The organism is Amycolatopsis suaedae (assembly GCF_004214935.1).
GTDB classification, from domain to species: Bacteria; Actinomycetota; Actinomycetes; order Mycobacteriales; family Pseudonocardiaceae; genus Amycolatopsis; species Amycolatopsis suaedae.
Genome location: NZ_SFCC01000004.1, coordinates 123,112 through 140,373, shown reverse-complemented (window position 1 = coordinate 140,373; position 17,262 = coordinate 123,112). Strand labels below are relative to the sequence as shown.

The following is a 17,262-nucleotide window of genomic DNA, read 5'->3' as shown; positions in this document are numbered from 1 at the left end:
GAGCCGACCCGGTAGGTCTCCACCCGTCCCCATCGGTCACGACAGGAGTAGCAACACTGTGCGTGGAAAGAGACTGTCCAGTAAGTTAGCCGCCGCCGCGCTCGCCTTCGGCACAGCGCTGTCCACCGCCACCCTCACCACTCCCGCTGCCGTCGCGCAGGACGTCACACCGGCCCACGTCGTGGCCGACGTCCTGGTCTTCTCCAAGACCGCCGGCTACCGGCACGACTCCATCGGCGCGGGCGTCCAGGCCATCCGCGACCTGGGTACCGAGCACCACTTCTCCGTCACCGCGACGGAGGACGCGGCCGCGTTCACCGACGAGAACCTGGCGAAGTACGACGCCGTCGTCTGGTTGTCCACCACCGGCGACGTGCTCAACGCCGAGCAGCAGGCGGCGTTCGAGCGTTACGTCAAGGCCGGCGGCGGGTACGCCGGCGTGCACGCCGCGTCGGACACCGAGTACGACTGGCCCTGGTACGGCGACCTGGTCGGCGCGTACTTCGCGTCGCACCCGCACATCCAGGAAGCCGACGTCAAGGTCGAGGACCACAGCCATCCGTCCACAGCGGACCTTCCGGACACCTGGAAGCGCACCGACGAGTGGTACAACTTCCGGGAGAACCCCCGGTCGAAGGTGAAGGTCCTGGCCAGCCTCGACGAGGGCAGCTACCAGCCGGGCAACGGCGCGATGGGCGACCACCCGATCTCCTGGTGCCACGAGAAGGCAGGCGGCCGCTCCTGGTACACCGGCGGCGGGCACACCACCGAGTCCTACGCCGAGCCGGAGTTCCGCAAGCACCTGGCCGGCGGCATCCTCTACGCCGCCAAGGTCCGCAACGCGAACTGCTCGACCGGCGACACCGGCGAGGCTCCGCCGGAAAGCCACTTCGACCAGATCACCCTGGCGCAGGGCGAGGAGAGCACCGGCGAGCCGATCGCGCTGGCCGTGCTGCCCAACCGGGACGTGCTGCACACCGCACGTGACGGCCGGGTCTTCTACACCACCTCGGGTGCCACCACGCGGCTGGCCGCCCAGCTCGACGTGTACACCCACGACGAGGACGGCCTGCAGGGCGTCGCGGTGGACCCGAACTTCGACACCAACCGCTGGGTGTACCTGTACTACGCGCCCAAACTGTCCACACCAGACGGTGACGCGCCGCAGAACGGCACCCCGGCGGACTTCGCGCCGTTCAAGGGCCACAACCAGCTGTCCCGCTTCAAGCTGAAGGCGGACAACACGCTGGACCTGGCGAGCGAGCAGAAGATCCTGCAGGTTCCCGCTGAGCGGGGCATCTGCTGTCACGCGGGCGGTGAGATCGACTTCGACGCGCAGGGCAACCTGTACCTGTCGACCGGCGACGACACCAACCCGTTCTCCTCCGACGGCTTCACCCCGATCGACGAGCGGCCCGACCGCAACCCGGTTTACGACGGTCAGCGCACCTCGGCCAACACCAACGACCTGCGGGGCAAGGTCCTGCGGATCACGGTGGCCGACGACGGGACGTACACCGTTCCGCAGGGCAACCTGTTCCCGGCCGGGACGGACAAGACCAAACCCGAGATCTACGCGATGGGCTTCCGCAACCCGTTCCGGTTCGCCATCGACAAGAAGACCGGCTGGATCTACCTGGGTGACTACGGACCGGACGCCGGTGCGGCGAACCCGGCCCGCGGCCCCGGCGGCACCGTCGAGTTCAACCTGATCAAGCAGCCGGGCAACTACGGCTGGCCGTACTGCGTCGGTGACAACGTGCCCTACATCGACTACGACTTCGCCACTGGGCAGTCCGGCGCGGCGTTCGACTGTGCGGCACCGAAGAACACCAGCCCGCACAACACCGGTCTGGTCGACCTCCCGCCGGTCCAGAAGGCGTGGATTCCCTACGACGGCGGATCGCTGCCGGAGTTCGGCAACGGTTCGGAGTCGCCGATGGGCGGCCCGGTCTACCACTTCGACCCGGCCAACCCGGCGCAGACGAAGTTCCCGGAGTACTTCGACGGCAAGAACTTCGCCTACGAGTGGGAACGCGGCTGGATCAAGGAGATCACCGTCGGCGCCAACGGCGAACGTGGTGCGATCCGGCCGTTCTTCGACTCGATGGAACTGGTCCGGCCGATGAACATCGAGTTCGGCCCGGACGGCTCGCTGTACGTGCTGGACTACGGCAGCAGCTACTTCGGCGGCGCGGACGACTCGGCGCTGTACCGGATCGACTACACCAAGGAGAACAAGACCCCACGGGTGAAGATCGCGGCCAGCAAGACCTCCGGGCAGGAACCGCTGGAGGTCAGGCTCGACCCGGCAGGCACCAGCGATCCCAACGGTGACCCGGTCACCTACGCGTGGGACTTCGAGGCCGACGGGGTGGTCGACTCCACCACGGCCGGCCCGGTGACGCACACCTACGACAAGCCCGGGCAGTACATCGCCAAGCTGTCGGTCACCGACGACAAAGGCCTGGTCGGCGCCGCCAGCGTCATCATCACGGCAGGCAACACCGCGCCGACGGTGAAGCTGGAGGCACCGGTGCACGGTGGCGTGTTCGGGTTCGGTGACGAGGTGCCGTTCAAGGTGACCGTGACCGACCCCGAGGACGGTCAGATCGACTGTTCGAAGGTGCAGGTCGAGTACGTGCTCGGCCACGCCAAGCACGGGCACCCGCTGAGCAGGACCACCGGCTGCGAGGGCAAGATCAAGACGCCTGCCGACGAGGGCCACGGTCTGGACGCCAACGTGTTCGGCGTGATCAACGCCCGCTACACCGACAACGGTGGCGAGGGCGCGCCCGCGCTGAACAGCAAGGCCCAGGCCACGCTGCAGCCGAAGCTCAAGCAGGCGGAGTTCTACACCGAGGCCAACGGCATCCAGGTCGTCGACCACGGTGGCGCCAGCGGCGGCAAGCGGGTCGGCTACATCGAGAACGGCGACTGGATCCGGATCGACCCGGTGAACCTGGCCGGCGTGACCGGAATCGGTTACCGGGTCAGCTCCGGCGGTCCGGGTGGGACGATCGAACTGCGGTCTGGGTCCCCAGACGGCCCGGTTCTGCAGACCACGCGGGTGAACAACACCGGTGGCTGGGACACCTACGCCGACATCGCGCCGGCCGCGGTCACCAACCCGGGAACCACAGGGTCGCTGTACGCGGTGTTCAAGGGCACCGGCAGCGGCGGATTGTTCGACCTGGACCTGATCAGGTTCGACGGGCCCGGCGTCGTCGACCCGGGTGCGGCGGCGTGCAAGCCGGCGACCGCCGAACCGGGGTACCGGATGCTCTACGACGGCACGGCGGCCAGCCTGTCCGGCTGGAAGCAGGCCGGTCCGGGTTCGTTCCAGCAGCAGGCGGACTGCAGCATCAGGTCCGTCGGCGGCATGGGGCTGCTCTGGTTCAACGAGGAGTGGGGCGCCTACAGCCTGAAGGCGGACTGGAAGGTCGACGGCGACGACAACTCGGGCGTGTTCGTCGGGTTCCCCGATCCCGGCAACGACCCGTGGGTCGCGGTGAACTCCGGTTACGAGATCCAGATCGACGCCACCGACGCGCCCGAGCGCACCACCGGTTCGGTCTACAACTTCCAGTCGGCCGACATCGCCAAGCGGGACGCGGCGCTGAAGCCGCCGGGGCAGTGGAACAGCTACGAGCTGCTGATCCGCGGTCAGCGGATCACCGTGGTGCTCAACGGCACGGTGATCAACGAGTTCACCTCGACCGACCCGAACCGGGATCTCACGCAGGGCTTCGTCGGCCTGCAGAACCACGGCAACGGCGACGACGTGTCGTTCCGCAACGTCCAGATCAAGGAGCTGGACGTGACGCCGCCCGCCGTGACGGTGAGCGGGGTCGCCACGGGTGCGGTCTACGGCGACGCGGCCGACCTCGTCGTCGACTTCGGTGCCGAGGACGCCGGTGGTGTCGCGTCGGTGAGCGCCAAGCTCGACGGCGCGGCCGTCGCCGACGGCGCGCTGGTGCCGCTGTACCGCATGTCGCTGGGCTTCCACGAGCTGGTGGTGGAGGCGACCGACACGTCAGGTAACCGGAGCAGTTCGGTGGTCCGGTTCGCCGTGACGACGTCGACCAGGGACATCGCGTCGCTGATCGACCGGTTCCGGGCGACCAGTCGGCTGTCTCTGCCCGCACGCAAGGCACTGGTGGAGCAGCTCACCGTGGTCCGCCAGGCCGAGGCGGCGGCCGACGACGAGAAAACCGTCGCCGAGCTGCGGAAACTCGCCGAGCTGGCGGGCAACGTGAGCCTGGTCACCGACGGCGAGGTGCGGGCCGTCCTCACCAGGGATGCCAATTGGTTAGCAGATCGAATCGAAGGGACTGTTGCTTTGGCTGATCCGGGTGGTTCGATCCGATTGGTTTGACCAATGAGCTAGCCCGATCGGGTCGGCGACCGGTCGATGTGACGCTGAGTCATCGTCGCCGGTCGTCGGCCCGATCGTTCGGTGGGAAAGGTGGGGCAATGACGTCCAAGTCGTCGGAGTCATCGGAACGGACCGGCCTGTGGCTGGTCGGGGCGCGAGGATCGGTGGCCACCACGGCCGCCGTCGGCCTGCTGGCGCTGCGGGCAGGCGTCACCGGACCCACCGGATGTGTCACCGAGCTGCCCGCCTTCACCGGCGTGCCGCTGGTGTCCTGGGACGACATCGTCATCGGCGGGCACGACATCGTGCACTGCCCGCTGGAGAAGCGGGCCGAGCAGCTGGCCGGCGCCGGCGTGCTCGGCCAGTCGGTGCTGGCGGCGGTCAGGGAGGGCCTGGCGGCGGTCGACGCGGAGATCCGCGACGGCTACCACCAGGCCACTCACACGGGTGACCAGGCGTCGGCCGCGTCACGGTTGTCGGAAGACATCCGGTCTTTCGCGGAGCGCAACGGCCTGGCGAGGGTGGTGGTCGTCAACGTGTCGTCCACCGAACCGCCCTGCCCGCCGCTGCCCGAGCACGACGACCTCGACCTGCTGGAGGCGGCACTGACCGACCCGGCCAGGGCGGTGCTGCCTGCCAGCTCGCTGGCGGCCTACGCGGCGTTGCGAGCGGGCAGCTCGTACGTGGAGTTCACGCCGTCGGCCGGGGTCACGCTGCCCGCGTTGCGGCAGCTGGCCGAGCGGGAGCGGCTGCCGTACGCCGGCTGCGACGGCAAGACGGGGGAGACGCTGCTGCGGACGGTGCTGGCGCCGATGTTCACCGCGCGGGCGCTGAAGGTCCGTTCGTGGTCGGGCACCAACCTGCTCGGCGGCGGCGACGGCGAGACGCTGGCCGACCCGGTGACGGCCGGGAGCAAGCTGGAGTCCAAGGCACGCGGGCTGGCCGCGCTGCTCGGCGAGCAGGTCACCGCGCCGCTGCACATCGACAACGTGCCCGACCTGGGTGAGACGAAGACCGCGTGGGACCACGTGTCGTTCGAGGGCTTCCTCGGCGCGCGGATGAGCTTGCAATTCACCTGGACCGGCTACGACTCGGCGCTGGCCGCGCCGCTCGTGCTGGACCTGGCCAGGCTGACCGCCGCGGCCCACGCCGCGGGCCAGTCGGGCCCCCTCGCCGAGCTGGCCTTCTTCTTCAAGGACCCCCTGGGCAGCGACGAGCACCGCTTCGCCGAGCAAACCGCCGCCCTCCTCACCTGGGCGGCCGCCCTGTGAGCGGCTTTAGCGGGCTAAAGACGCCCGCCGTCCTCGACTGCGGCCCCCGTCCCGGCCCCGCCCACCCCGGCCCCGGCGGCTTTAGCGGGCTAAAGACGGTCGCGGAGCTCGTCCGGGCGCCCGCCGCGTTGACGGTGCTGGGCGACACGGTGGCCGGGGCCGCGGCGTCCGGGGTACCGCTGCGGGGGCGCCGGCTGCTGCTGCCGCTGTCGTCGGCGGCGCTCTACTGGGCGGGCATGGCCCTCAACGACTGGGCCGACCGCGAACTCGACGCGACCGAACGGCCCGAACGCCCCATCCCGTCCGGCCGGATCAGCCCCAACGCCGCCCTCGCCACCGCCGGCGCGCTGACCGCCGCCGGCCTCGGTCTGGCCGGTCTCGGTGGCGGGCGCAGGGGCCTGCTGACCGCGACCGGCCTCGCCGCCGCGGTCTGGGCCTACGACACCGTGCTCAAGCCCACCGCGGCCGGCCCGCTGGGCATGGCCACCTGCCGGACCCTCGACGTCCTGCTCGGCGCGGGGCACACCGACCGGACCGTGGCAGGCGCCGCGGCCGCGCTGGGGGTGCACACCCTCGGCGTCACGGCGCTGTCCACCGGCGAGGTCCACGGCGCCCACCCGAACACGGCCCGAGCGGCACTGGCCACCAGCGGAGCCGCCGGTGCACTCGCCGTCAGCGGGCCCGCCCGGGGCCGCTGGCACCGGCTGACATCGTTGGCGGCGGGCTCCGGGTACGCCGGGATGGTCGGCCGGGCGCAGGCCGCGGCTGTAGCGGACCCCGGCGCGCGAACGGTCCGTTCGGCCACCAAGGCCGGTATCCACGGCATGGTGCCGCTGCAGGCCGCCATCGCCGCGCGCGGCTCGGTGGTGTCGGCGGCGCTGGTCGCCGCCGCCCTGCCGGTCGCCCGCCTGCTGTCGAGGAGGGTGAGCCCCACGTGACGTTCCACCTCGGATACGGGACCAACGGCTTCGCCAACCACCGGCTGCACGACGCCCTCGCGGTGATCGCCGACCTCGGTTACACCGGCGTCGCCCTCACCCTCGACCACGCCCACCTCAACCCCTACGCCGACGACCTGCCCGCCCAGGTGGACCGGGTCGCGGCCCGGCTGTCGGCCCTCGGGCTGCGCAAGGTGGTCATCGAGACCGGCGCCCGCTACCTGCTCGACCCGTGGCACAAGCACAACCCGACACTGCTGTCCGACGACGCCGCGCCCCGCATCGGGTTCCTCGAACGGGCCATGAAGGTCGCCGCCGACCTCGGCGCCGACTGTGTGTCGTTCTGGTCCGGCGTCCGGCCGCCCACGCTAGACGAGACGCTGGCCTGGCGGCGCCTGCGCAACGGCGTCGCCGAGCTGCTCGAACACGCCGGCCGGATCGGCGTCACGCTCGGCATGGAGCCCGAGCCGGGGCATCTGGTCCAGCACGTCGAGCAGGTGCTCGGGCTGCGAACCGAACTCGGCGATCCGGAGCGGCTCGGCGTCACGCTGGACGTCGGGCACTGCGTGGCCGTCGAGCCGGTCGACGCCGCCGCCTGCGTGCGCCGCGCGGGAGACCTGCTGGTCAACGTCCAGCTCGACGACATGATGCCGGGCGTGCACGAGCACCTGCCGTTCGGTGAAGGGCAACTGGACCTCGCGGCGACGCTCGCCGCGCTGGCCGAGGTCGGCTACACCGGCCTTGCCGCCGTCGAGCTACCCCGGCACAGCCACGCCGCGCCGGACATCGCCCGGCACAGCATCGCCGCACTGCGGTCGGCCATGCCGGTGTCCGCGCCGGAGGCCGACCCGCCGTGGCTGGTCGACGCCGTGCGGGCGATCCGGGAGAAGCCGTCGGCCATCGCCAGGCTGTTCCCCGCCGCCGGCCGGGAGGTCGGCAGGGCGGCCCTGCAGCCCGACGAGGATCCGCAGGGTCTGGTATTCGGGACGGTCGACGACCGCGCCAGGTCGGTGCTGCTGCGAACCCTCGCGGCCAGTCTGGAATCCCAGACATTCGCCACCGAGCTGGCCGAGCTGTACCGCTACGGCGACGACGCCGAACGCCGCGGCGTCCTACGTGGACTGTCCACACTGGAGGAACCGGACGAGGTGGTCGTCGAGGCGGGCAGGCGGCTGCTCGCCGACGCGCTGCGGACCAACGACATCCGCCTGGTCGCGGCCGCCATGGGGCCGTTCGCCCGGCACCTCGACCCGCACAGCTGGCGGCACGGGGTGCTCAAGTGCCTGTTCGTCGGTGTCCCGCTGGCCGCCGTCGCCGACCTGGACACCAGGTCCGACGACGAACTGCGCCGCATGGTCGCCGACTACGCGGCCGAACGCGAGGCAGCCGGTCGGCAGATCCCGGCCGACGCCTTCCAGATCGTGAAGAGGGGATAGCCGTGCGCATCTTCGACCCGCACATCCACATGACGTCCCGGACCACGGACGACTACGAGGTGATGTACGAAGCCGGCGTCAGGGCGCTGGTGGAACCGGCGTTCTGGCTGGGCCAGCCACGCACGTCGGTCGGCTCGTTCACCGACTACTTCGATTCGCTGATCGGCTGGGAACGGTTCCGCGCGGCCCAGTTCGGCATCCGCCACCACTGCACCATCGCGCTGAACCCCAAGGAGGCCAACGACCCGCGCTGCGTCGAGGTGCTCGACGTGCTGCCGCGTTACCTGGCCAAGGACGGGGTCGTGGCCGTCGGCGAGGTCGGCTACGACTCGATGACGCCGGAGGAGGACACCGTGTTCGCCCGGCAGCTGGAACTGGCGGCCGAGCACGACCTGCCGGTGCTGGTGCACACCCCGCACCGGGACAAGCTGGCCGGCACCAAGCGCACCCTCGACGTGGTGCGTGAGTCCGGCCTGCCGCCCGAGCGGGTACTGGTCGATCACCTCAACGAGGTCACCGTCGGCATGGTGAAGGACTCCGGCTGCTGGATGGGCTTCTCCATCTACCCGGACACCAAGATGGACGAGCACCGGATGGTGGCCATCCTGCGCGAGTACGGCCTGGAGCGGATGATCGTCAACTCCGCGGCCGACTGGGGCCGGTCCGATCCGCTGAAAACCGCCAAGACCGGTGCCGCCATGCTCGCCGACGGCTACGACGAGTCGCATGTGGACACCGTGCTGTGGCAGAACCCGGTCGGCTTCTACGGCCAGAGCGGGCGGCTCACCCTCGAACCGCTGCCCGGCTTCAGCGGGGCCGCGGAGACCTTCCAGGGCAACTCGGTGCTGCGAGGGGGACGTACGTGATCTCCTACTGCACGAACGTCCATCCCGCGGAGGATCTGCCGGGCATCCTCGCCCAGCTCGACGCCTACGCGGTGCCGGTGCGGGAGCGGCTCGGCGCCGGCCGGCTCGGGGTCGGGCTGTGGCTGGCCGCCCCGGTCGCCCGCGGCCTGGCCGAGGACCGCACCGCCAGGGCGAGGCTGCGCACGGAGCTGGATGCCCGCGGGCTGGCGGTGTACACGCTCAACGCCTTCCCGTACGGCGGATTCCACGCCGACGTCGTCAAGCACGCCGTCTACCGGCCGACCTGGACCGAGGCGGCCAGAACGAGCTACACGCTCGACTGCGTCACGGTCCTCACCGACCTGCTGGCCGACGACGCCGAGTACGGCAGCATCTCGACGCTGCCGCTGGCCTGGCGCGAACCGTGGAGCGTCGAGGACGACCGCCGGGCCGCGGCGGCGTTGCGGCAGGTCACCGATGCCCTGCGGCCCACCCCGGTCCGACTGGCGATCGAGCCGGAACCGGGCTGCGTACTGGACACCGTCGCCGACGCGGCCCGGTGGCTGCCGCGCTATGCCGACCTCGACCTCGTCGGCCTATGCCTGGACACCTGTCACCTGGCGGTGTCGTTCGCGGACCCCGGCCACACCCTGTCCGGCCTGGATGCCGCGGGCATCCGGGTGATGAAAGTGCAGGCGTCGGCGGCCCTGCACGTCGACGCACCGCGTGAGCAGGAGGCGCGGTCCGCACTGGCCGCCTTCGACGAACCCCGTTACCTGCACCAGGTCCGTGAGCTGGCGGCGGGCGGCGAGGTGCTGGCGGTCGACGACCTGCCCGAAGCCGAGGCGGGCCTGCCCGGCGACGGGCCGTGGCGGGTGCACTTCCACCTGCCGCTGCACGCGCAGCCGCCGCGGCCGCTGCGCGCCACCACCGACGTGCTGACCACGGTGCTCGCCGGCCTGACCGGCGACCCGCACGTCGAGGTGGAGACCTACACCTGGTCGGTGCTTCCGGGGGAGCCCGACCTCATCGAGGGGATCGCGGCCGAGCTGCGCTGGGCCGAGGAGAACCTGTCGCGGGAGGGAATCGCGTCATGAAACCACTGGTCCTGCTCGACGTCGTCGGGCTGACTCCGAAGGCGCTGCGGCACATGCCCCGGCTGTCGGCGGTCGCGAAGTCGGGCTGGCAGGCCGAACTCGGCACCGTTCTGCCTGCCGTGACCTGCAGCGCGCAGTCCACGTTCCTCACCGGGCTGATGCCCGCGCAGCACGGCATCGTCGGCAACGGCTGGTACTTCCGCGACCTCGGCGAGGTCTACCTGTGGCGCCAGCACAACCGGCTCGTCCAGGGGGAGAAGCTGTGGGAGACGGCGAAGGCCGCGCATCCCGGCTACACCTCCGCAAACGTTTGCTGGTGGTACGCGATGGGGATGACCACGAATGTCACGGTCACCCCACGCCCGATCTACCACGCGGACGGTCGTAAGTCGCCCGACGCCTACGTGCGCCCGCCCGAACTGCACGATCAGCTGACCGGGGAGCTGGGTGAGTTCCCGCTGTTCCAGTACTGGGGACCGACGGCGTCGCTGAAGTCGAGCCGCTGGGTCATCGGCGCCGCCCGCAAGATCCTCCGCGAACAGCGTCCCGACCTGCTGATGGCCTACGTTCCGCACCTCGACTACGACCTCCAGCGGTTCGGTCCGGACGCCCCGCAGGCCGCCGTCGCAGCCAGGGAACTGGACGGCGCGCTCGCCCCGCTGCTGGACGACGTCGCGTCGGCGGGCGCGGCGGTGGTGGTGCTCAGCGAGTACGGCATCACCGCGGTGGACCGACCGGTCGACATAAACCGCGCGCTGCGGCGCGAAGGGCTGCTGGAGGTCTACACCCAGGCGGGCATGGAGTACCTGGACCCGTGGACGTCGCGGGCGTTCGCCGTCGCGGACCACCAGGTCGCGCACGTCTACGTCCGCGACGACGCCGACCTGGACCGGGTCCGGTCGATCGTCGCCGGGCTTGGCGGCGTCGACGAGGTGCTCGACCGGGAGGCGCAGGCCCGCTACGGAATCGACCACGAACGGGCAGGTGAGCTGGTCGCCGTCGCCGAACCGGACTCCTGGTTCACCTACTACTACTGGCTCGACGAGGACCGCAGGCCGGACTTCGCCCGCGGAGTCGAGATCCACCGCAAGCCCGGCTACGACCCCGCCGAGCTGTTCTTCGACCCGGCCGACCGGTTCGCCAAGGCCCGCGCCGGGCTCAACCTGGCGAAGAAGTTCGCCGGCCTGCGCTACGCCATGGACGTCGTCCCGACCGATCCGCGCTGGGTGCGGGGCTCGCACGGCCGGCTGCCCGACTCGGCCGACGACGGCCCGGTGCTGCTGTGTTCCGAACCCGGTTTCGAGCCGTCGGGCCGGCTCGGTGCCACCGACGTCCACCCGTTGCTGCTGTCCCTGCAGGGCCTCAAGTAGAAGGAGCGTTCACGAATGGGCCGTCCGATCACGCTGTTCACCGGCCAGTGGGCCGACCTGCCGTTCACCGAGGTGTGCAAGCTGGCCGCCGAGTGGGGTTACGACGGGCTGGAGATCGCCTGCTCGGGTGACCACTTCGAGGTCGACAGGGCGCTGGCCGAGGACGACTACGTCGCCAACCGGCTGGAGCTGCTGGCCTCGCACGGGCTGAAGGTGTGGGCCATCTCCAACCACCTCGTCGGCCAGGCCGTCTGCGACGACCCGATCGACGAACGGCACAAGGCCATCATCCCGTCGCGGATCTGGGGTGACGGCGAACCCGAGGGCGTCCGGCAGCGGGCGGCGGAGGAGCTGAAGGACACCGCGCGGGCGGCCGCCAAACTCGGCGTCGACACCGTGATCGGGTTCACCGGGTCGAAGATCTGGAAGTACGTGGCGATGTTCCCGCCGGTGTCGCAGGAGGTCATCGACGACGGCTACACCGACTTCGCCGACCGCTGGAACCCGATCCTCGACGTGTTCGACGAGGTCGGCGTCCGGTTCGCGCACGAGGTGCACCCGTCGGAGATCGCCTACGACTACTGGACCACCAAGCGGGCGCTGGAGGCCGTCGGCAACCGGCCGGCGTTCGGGCTGAACTGGGACCCGTCGCACTTCGTCTGGCAGGACCTCGACCCGGTCGGCTTCATCCTCGACTTCGCCGACCGCATCTACCACGTGGACTGCAAGGACACCCGCAAGCGGTTCGACGGGCGCAACGGCAGGCTCGGGTCGCACCTGGCCTGGGCCGACCCGCGGCGCGGCTGGGACTTCGTCTCGACCGGGCACGGCGACGTGCCCTGGGAGGACTGCTTCCGCGCGCTGAACTCGATCGGCTACTCCGGGCCGATCTCGGTGGAGTGGGAGGACGCCGGCATGGACCGGCTGCGTGGTGCCGCGGAAGCGGTGACGTTCCTGCGCGGCCTGCTGTTCGACAAGCCGTCGGCGGCATTCGACGCGGCTTTCAGCAACCAGAAGTAAGGAGCCTGGAATGGGTGAGCAGAGATTCATCTCGCGCAGGTCGATGCTGCGGGGTGCGGGCGCCGCGGCGGTCGCGGTCGGGGCCGCGGTCGCCGTCCCCGGGGTCGCCGGGGCGACCTTCGGCAGGCGGATCCCGGTGCAGAAGATCAGCGTGCAGCTGTACACGCTGCGGTCGCTGCTGGAGAAGGACGCGCCGGGGACGCTGGAGGCGCTGGCCGACATCGGTTACCGCTCGGTCGAGATGGCCGGGACCTACGGCTACAGCGCGGCGGAGTTCCGCAAGCTGCTCGACCGCAACCACCTGCGGGCCACGTCCACCCACGTCGGGATCGACGGCGATGTCGACAAGTTGATAGCCGACGCGAAGACGCTGGGGCACACGTACGCGGCGGTGCCGTACGCGAAGTACCCCACGGTGGCCGAGTGGAAGGCGCTGGCCGCCCGGCTGGACAAGGCGGCCAGGGCGTTCCACCGCGCCGGTATCAAGCTCGGCTACCACAACCACGACCACGAGTTCGTGCCGGTCGAGGGCGTCCGGCCGTACGACATCCTGACCAGGGAGACCGACCGGAGGTTCGTCCACCTGGAGCTGGACCTGTTCTGGGCGGTGCACGCCGGCGTCGACCCGGTCCGGCTGTACTGGGAGAACTTCCCCCGGGTGCTGCAGTACCACGTCAAGGACCGCACGCCGGACGGCCAGATGACCAACCCGGGAACCGGCGCCATCGACTTCCGCAAGATCTTCCGGGCGACCCCGACCATCCGGGAGTACATCGTCGAGCACGACAACCCCACCGACCCCCTGGAGACCGCCCGCGTCGGCTTCACCTACCTGCGCAACCTGCGCTTCTGACGCGTTCCCGGCCCCGGCACGCCGTCTTTAGCGTGCTAAAGCCGCCTCCGGCACCCGGCGCGGCCCCTCCCGGGGTGGTGCTCGTCAGGCGGCGTCCTCGTGAAGGCCACCTCCGTCACCCAGGCGTGGCGGGGGTGGCCTTCACCGCCTCCGGGCCCCGCGGGGCGGGGTTAGAAACGGGCATGGGGGAGATTTCCGGCGCGGGTGCGGGGGCGGTGAGTGGCTCACCGGTGTGTAGGTAGCGTGATCCCACGGTGAACACTCGGCGAGATATCAGGAGGGCGCAGTGGGAACCGACATCGAGGAACAGAGCGGAACGAGCCAGTGGACGGAGCCGGTGCGCAGCACCGGACGCCGTGCCGCACCGGAGGGGGCTCCGGTTCACCCGCTGATCGACCTGTCCCGTGACCCGAACCCCGGCAGGGCGGACCACGCCAAGCCGGACGACGAGGACAACTGAACGAACAGAGCGCAGAGCCCCTCCCGGTCGCTCCGGTGCGGGACGGGGCGGTGGTGCTCTCGTGAAGGCCACCTTCATCACGTCGCACGTGGTGAAGGTGGCCTTCACGTGTTCCGGGGGTCTGCCGCACCGGCCCCGGAACCGTCTTTAGCCCGCTAAAGCCGACGTCCGGCGGGGGAGCGGGGACCGGCGGGGTCGCCCGCGTGGCGTTCGACGGCCGCGCCGGAATGGGGGTACGCTGGGTGGTCGGCACCCCATGCCACCCCCGCTGCGCGGGGTCCATCTCCGGGCGGGTATCTTTGACGACCGTGCCCGGCAGGCGTCGGGCCGCTCCGCGTGCCCTTCGGCGACGGCGGGTGCCCAGCGCACCCCGCCGACCGTCCGGGTCAGGCGGGGTTCCACGGAAATCCCGATGGGAAGTTAGTGGATCGAAAGATCCTGACGCGGGCCGACACGCCCGACCGCGGGGGCCGGGGAGAGACGAACACACAAGCAAGATCGCGACAGAAAGCTGGTCCATTGCCCACGATCCAGCAGCTGGTCCGCAAGGGCCGCCAGGACAAGGCTGCCAAGCAGAAGACCGCGGCGCTCAAGGGGAGCCCGCAGCGGCGTGGCGTGTGCACCCGTGTGTACACCACGACCCCCAAGAAGCCGAACTCGGCGCTGCGCAAGGTCGCGCGTGTGAAGCTGACCAGCGGCATCGAGGTCACCGCTTACATCCCCGGTGAGGGCCACAACCTGCAGGAGCACTCGATGGTGCTCGTGCGTGGCGGCCGTGTGAAGGACCTGCCGGGGGTCCGCTACAAGATCATCCGCGGTTCGCTCGACACGCAGGGCGTGAAGAACCGCAAGCAGGCGCGCAGCCGGTACGGCGCGAAGAAGGAGAAGAGCTAATGCCCCGCAAGGGTCCGGCCCCGAAGCGGCCGCTGATCTCCGACCCCGTCTACGCCTCGCCGCTGGTCACCCAGCTGGTCAACAAGGTGCTGAAGGACGGCAAGCGGTCGCTGGCCGAGCGCATCGTCTACGGCGCCCTGGAGGGTGCGCGGGAGAAGACCGGCACCGACCCGGTCGTCACGCTCAAGCGCGCGCTCGACAACGTCAAGCCCACCCTCGAGGTGAAGAGCCGCCGCGTCGGTGGTGCCACCTACCAGGTGCCCATCGAGGTCAAGCCGGGCCGGTCGACGACCCTTGCGCTGCGCTGGATCGTGGCGTTCGCCCAGCAGCGCCGCGAGAAGACCATGATCGAGCGCCTGCAGAACGAGCTGCTGGACGCTTCCAACGGCCTGGGTGCCAGCGTCAAGCGGCGCGAGGACACGCACAAGATGGCCGAGTCCAACAAGGCGTTCGCCCACTACCGCTGGTGACGTCCGCCCGGCTGTCGAAACCAAGCCAGCCCGGGCCCCACGCTTTCTAGACAGGGGAACACTGCAGTGGCACGTGAAGTGCTGACCGACCTGAACCAGGTCCGCAACATCGGCATCATGGCCCACATCGACGCCGGTAAGACCACCACCACCGAGCGGATCCTGTTCTACACCGGGATCAACTACAAGATCGGCGAGGTGCACGACGGCGCCGCGACGATGGACTGGATGGAGGAGGAGCAGAAGCGGGGTATCACCATCACCTCGGCTGCCACCACCACCTTCTGGGCCGACCACCAGATCAACATCATCGACACCCCGGGCCACGTCGACTTCACCGTCGAGGTGGAGCGCTCGCTGCGCGTGCTCGACGGTGCCGTCGCCGTCTTCGACGGCAAGGAGGGTGTCGAGCCGCAGTCCGAGCAGGTCTGGCGGCAGGCGGACAAGTACGAGGTCCCGCGCATCTGCTTCGTCAACAAGATGGACAAGCTGGGCGCCGACTTCTACTTCACCGTGCGCACCATCGAGGAGCGTCTCGGCGCCCGGCCGCTGGTCATCCAGCTGCCGATCGGCGCGGAGAGCGAGTTCGAGGGCGTCATCGACCTGGTCCGCATGAAGGCGCTGACCTGGCGCGGCGAGGTCAAGAAGGGCGAGGACTACGCGGTCGAGGAGATCCCGGCCGAGCTCGCCGACAAGGCCGCGGAGTACCGCGAGAAGCTGGTCGAGTCCGTCGCCGAGTCCGACGACGCCCTGATGGAGAAGTTCCTCGAGGGCGAGGAGCTGACCGAGGCCGAGATCAAGGCAGGCATCCGCAAGCTCACCATCGAGCGCGCCGCCTACCCGGTCATGACCGGCTCCGCCTTCAAGAACAAGGGTGTCCAGCCGATGCTGGACGCGGTCATCGACTACCTGCCGTCGCCGCTGGACGTGCCGGCCGTCGAGGGCACCCTGACCGACGGGGAGACCCCGGTCAGCCGCAAGCCCTCGGTCGACGAGCCGTTCGCCGCGCTGGCGTTCAAGATCGCCGCGCACCCGTTCTTCGGCAAGCTGACCTACGTCCGCGTCTACTCCGGCAAGGTCACCTCCGGCGCCCAGGTCATCAACGCGACCAAGGAGCGCAAGGAGCGCATCGGCAAGATCTTCCAGATGCACTCCAACAAGGAGAACCAGATCGACGACGCCCAGGCCGGCCACATCTACGCGGTCATCGGCCTGAAGGACACCACCACGGGTGACACCCTCTGCGACCCGCAGAACCCGGTGGTGCTGGAGTCGATGACGTTCCCGGACCCGGTCATCAAGGTCGCCATCGAGCCGAAGACCAAGGCCGACCAGGAGAAGCTGTCGCTGGCCATCCAGAAGCTCGCCGAGGAGGACCCGACGTTCCAGGTCCAGCTCGACGAGGAGACCGGCCAGACGATCATCGCGGGCATGGGCGAGCTGCACCTCGAGGTGCTGGTGAACCGCATGAAGTCCGACTACAAGGTCGAGGCGAACATCGGTAAGCCGCAGGTCGCCTACCGCGAGACGATCAAGAGGACCGTGGACAAGTACGACTACGTCCACAAGAAGCAGACCGGTGGTTCCGGTCAGTTCGCCAAGGTGATCATCCAGCTCGAGCCGCTGGCGACCACCGACGGCGCACTCTACGAGTTCGACAACAAGGTCACCGGTGGCCGCATCCCCCGGGAGTACATCCCCTCGGTGGACGCGGGCGCCCAGGACGCCATGCAGTACGGCGTGCTGGCCGGCTACCCGCTCGTCGGGTTGAAGCTGACCCTGTTGGACGGTGCGTACCACGAGGTCGACTCTTCGGAGATGGCGTTCAAGATCGCCGGTTCCATGGCGCTCAAGGAAGCCGCGAAGAAGGCCAACCCCGTGCTGCTCGAGCCGGTGATGGCCGTCGAGGTCACCACCCCCGAGGACTACATGGGTGACGTCATCGGCGACCTGAACTCCCGTCGTGGCCAGATCCAGGCCATGGAGGAGCGTTCGGGTACCCGTGTGGTCAAGGCCCTGGTCCCGCTGTCCGAGATGTTCGGATACGTGGGCGACCTGCGGTCGCGCACCCAGGGGCGCGCCAACTACTCCATGGTGTTCGACTCCTACGCCGAGGTTCCGTCGAACGTCGCCAAGGAGATCGTCGCCAAGGCGACAGGGGAGTAACAACCCCGAGTCCGCGGGCTTGGGGGAGTTCCCTAGGGTCCGCAACCGACCGGAGAACGAAGTC

At 69.8% G+C, this 17,262-nt stretch carries 13 protein-coding genes; all 13 read left to right on the top strand.

Translation table 11 applies throughout. From position 1 onward, the window contains the following. The first annotated feature begins 58 nt into the window (after nucleotides 1–58). The 13 genes from EWH70_RS09110 (at nucleotide 59) to fusA (ending at nucleotide 17,198) form a co-directional block, all read left to right on the top strand. The gene (locus tag EWH70_RS09110) at nucleotides 59–4,378 is read left to right on the top strand and encodes a ThuA domain-containing protein (RefSeq protein ID WP_240686886.1); all 4,320 of its coding nucleotides are present in this window, start codon (nucleotides 59–61) and stop codon (nucleotides 4,376–4,378) included. Nucleotides 4,379–4,476: 98 nt separating this feature from the next. Continuing rightward, nucleotides 4,477–5,649 (top strand): inositol-3-phosphate synthase, encoded by a 1,173-nt coding sequence (locus EWH70_RS09105; protein ID WP_130474857.1) that lies wholly within the window; start codon nucleotides 4,477–4,479, stop codon nucleotides 5,647–5,649. 128 nt (nucleotides 5,650–5,777) lie between these two features. Next, nucleotides 5,778–6,587: an SCO3242 family prenyltransferase gene (locus EWH70_RS09100; RefSeq protein WP_240686915.1), complete on the top strand. Its 810-nt coding sequence runs from the start codon at nucleotides 5,778–5,780 to the stop codon at nucleotides 6,585–6,587. Continuing rightward, complete coding sequence (locus EWH70_RS09095; protein WP_130474855.1) at nucleotides 6,584–8,023, top strand: EboA domain-containing protein; 1,440 nt, start codon at nucleotides 6,584–6,586, stop codon at nucleotides 8,021–8,023. The genes EWH70_RS09100 and EWH70_RS09095 overlap by 4 nt, the downstream gene beginning before the upstream one ends. A 2-nt stretch (nucleotides 8,024–8,025) precedes the next feature. Next, nucleotides 8,026–8,889: a TatD family hydrolase gene (locus tag EWH70_RS09090; protein ID WP_130474854.1), complete on the top strand. Its 864-nt coding sequence runs from the start codon at nucleotides 8,026–8,028 to the stop codon at nucleotides 8,887–8,889. Continuing rightward, a complete protein-coding gene (eboE, locus tag EWH70_RS09085; protein ID WP_130474853.1) occupies nucleotides 8,886–9,965 on the top strand; it encodes a metabolite traffic protein EboE in 1,080 nt (359 codons plus the stop codon). The genes EWH70_RS09090 and eboE overlap by 4 nt, the downstream gene beginning before the upstream one ends. Next, nucleotides 9,962–11,335: an alkaline phosphatase family protein gene (locus EWH70_RS09080; RefSeq protein ID WP_130474852.1), complete on the top strand. Its 1,374-nt coding sequence runs from the start codon at nucleotides 9,962–9,964 to the stop codon at nucleotides 11,333–11,335. Before eboE ends, EWH70_RS09080 begins: the two co-directional genes overlap by 4 nt. A 15-nt stretch (nucleotides 11,336–11,350) precedes the next feature. Beyond that, entirely contained in the window at nucleotides 11,351–12,355 is a 1,005-nt protein-coding gene (locus tag EWH70_RS09075; protein WP_130474851.1) for a sugar phosphate isomerase/epimerase family protein, read from the top strand. Nucleotides 12,356–12,365: 10 nt separating this feature from the next. Next, nucleotides 12,366–13,208 carry a sugar phosphate isomerase/epimerase family protein gene (locus EWH70_RS09070; RefSeq protein WP_130474850.1) on the top strand — a complete coding sequence of 281 codons (843 nt, stop codon included), beginning with the start codon at nucleotides 12,366–12,368 and terminating at the stop codon, nucleotides 13,206–13,208. A 286-nt stretch (nucleotides 13,209–13,494) separates the two neighbouring features. Next, on the top strand, nucleotides 13,495–13,668 hold the full coding sequence (locus tag EWH70_RS09065; RefSeq protein ID WP_165436207.1) for a hypothetical protein: 174 nt from the start codon (nucleotides 13,495–13,497) through the stop codon (nucleotides 13,666–13,668). A gap of 519 nt (nucleotides 13,669–14,187) precedes the next feature. After that, entirely contained in the window at nucleotides 14,188–14,562 is a 375-nt protein-coding gene (gene rpsL / locus EWH70_RS09060; protein ID WP_003102113.1) for a 30S ribosomal protein S12, read from the top strand. Then, on the top strand, nucleotides 14,562–15,032 hold the full coding sequence (gene rpsG, locus EWH70_RS09055) for a 30S ribosomal protein S7 (RefSeq protein ID WP_130474849.1): 471 nt from the start codon (nucleotides 14,562–14,564) through the stop codon (nucleotides 15,030–15,032). Before rpsL ends, rpsG begins: the two co-directional genes overlap by 1 nt. A gap of 66 nt (nucleotides 15,033–15,098) precedes the next feature. Then, a complete protein-coding gene (fusA, locus tag EWH70_RS09050; protein ID WP_130474848.1) occupies nucleotides 15,099–17,198 on the top strand; it encodes an elongation factor G in 2,100 nt (699 codons plus the stop codon). Nucleotides 17,199–17,262: the final 64 nt, after the last annotated feature.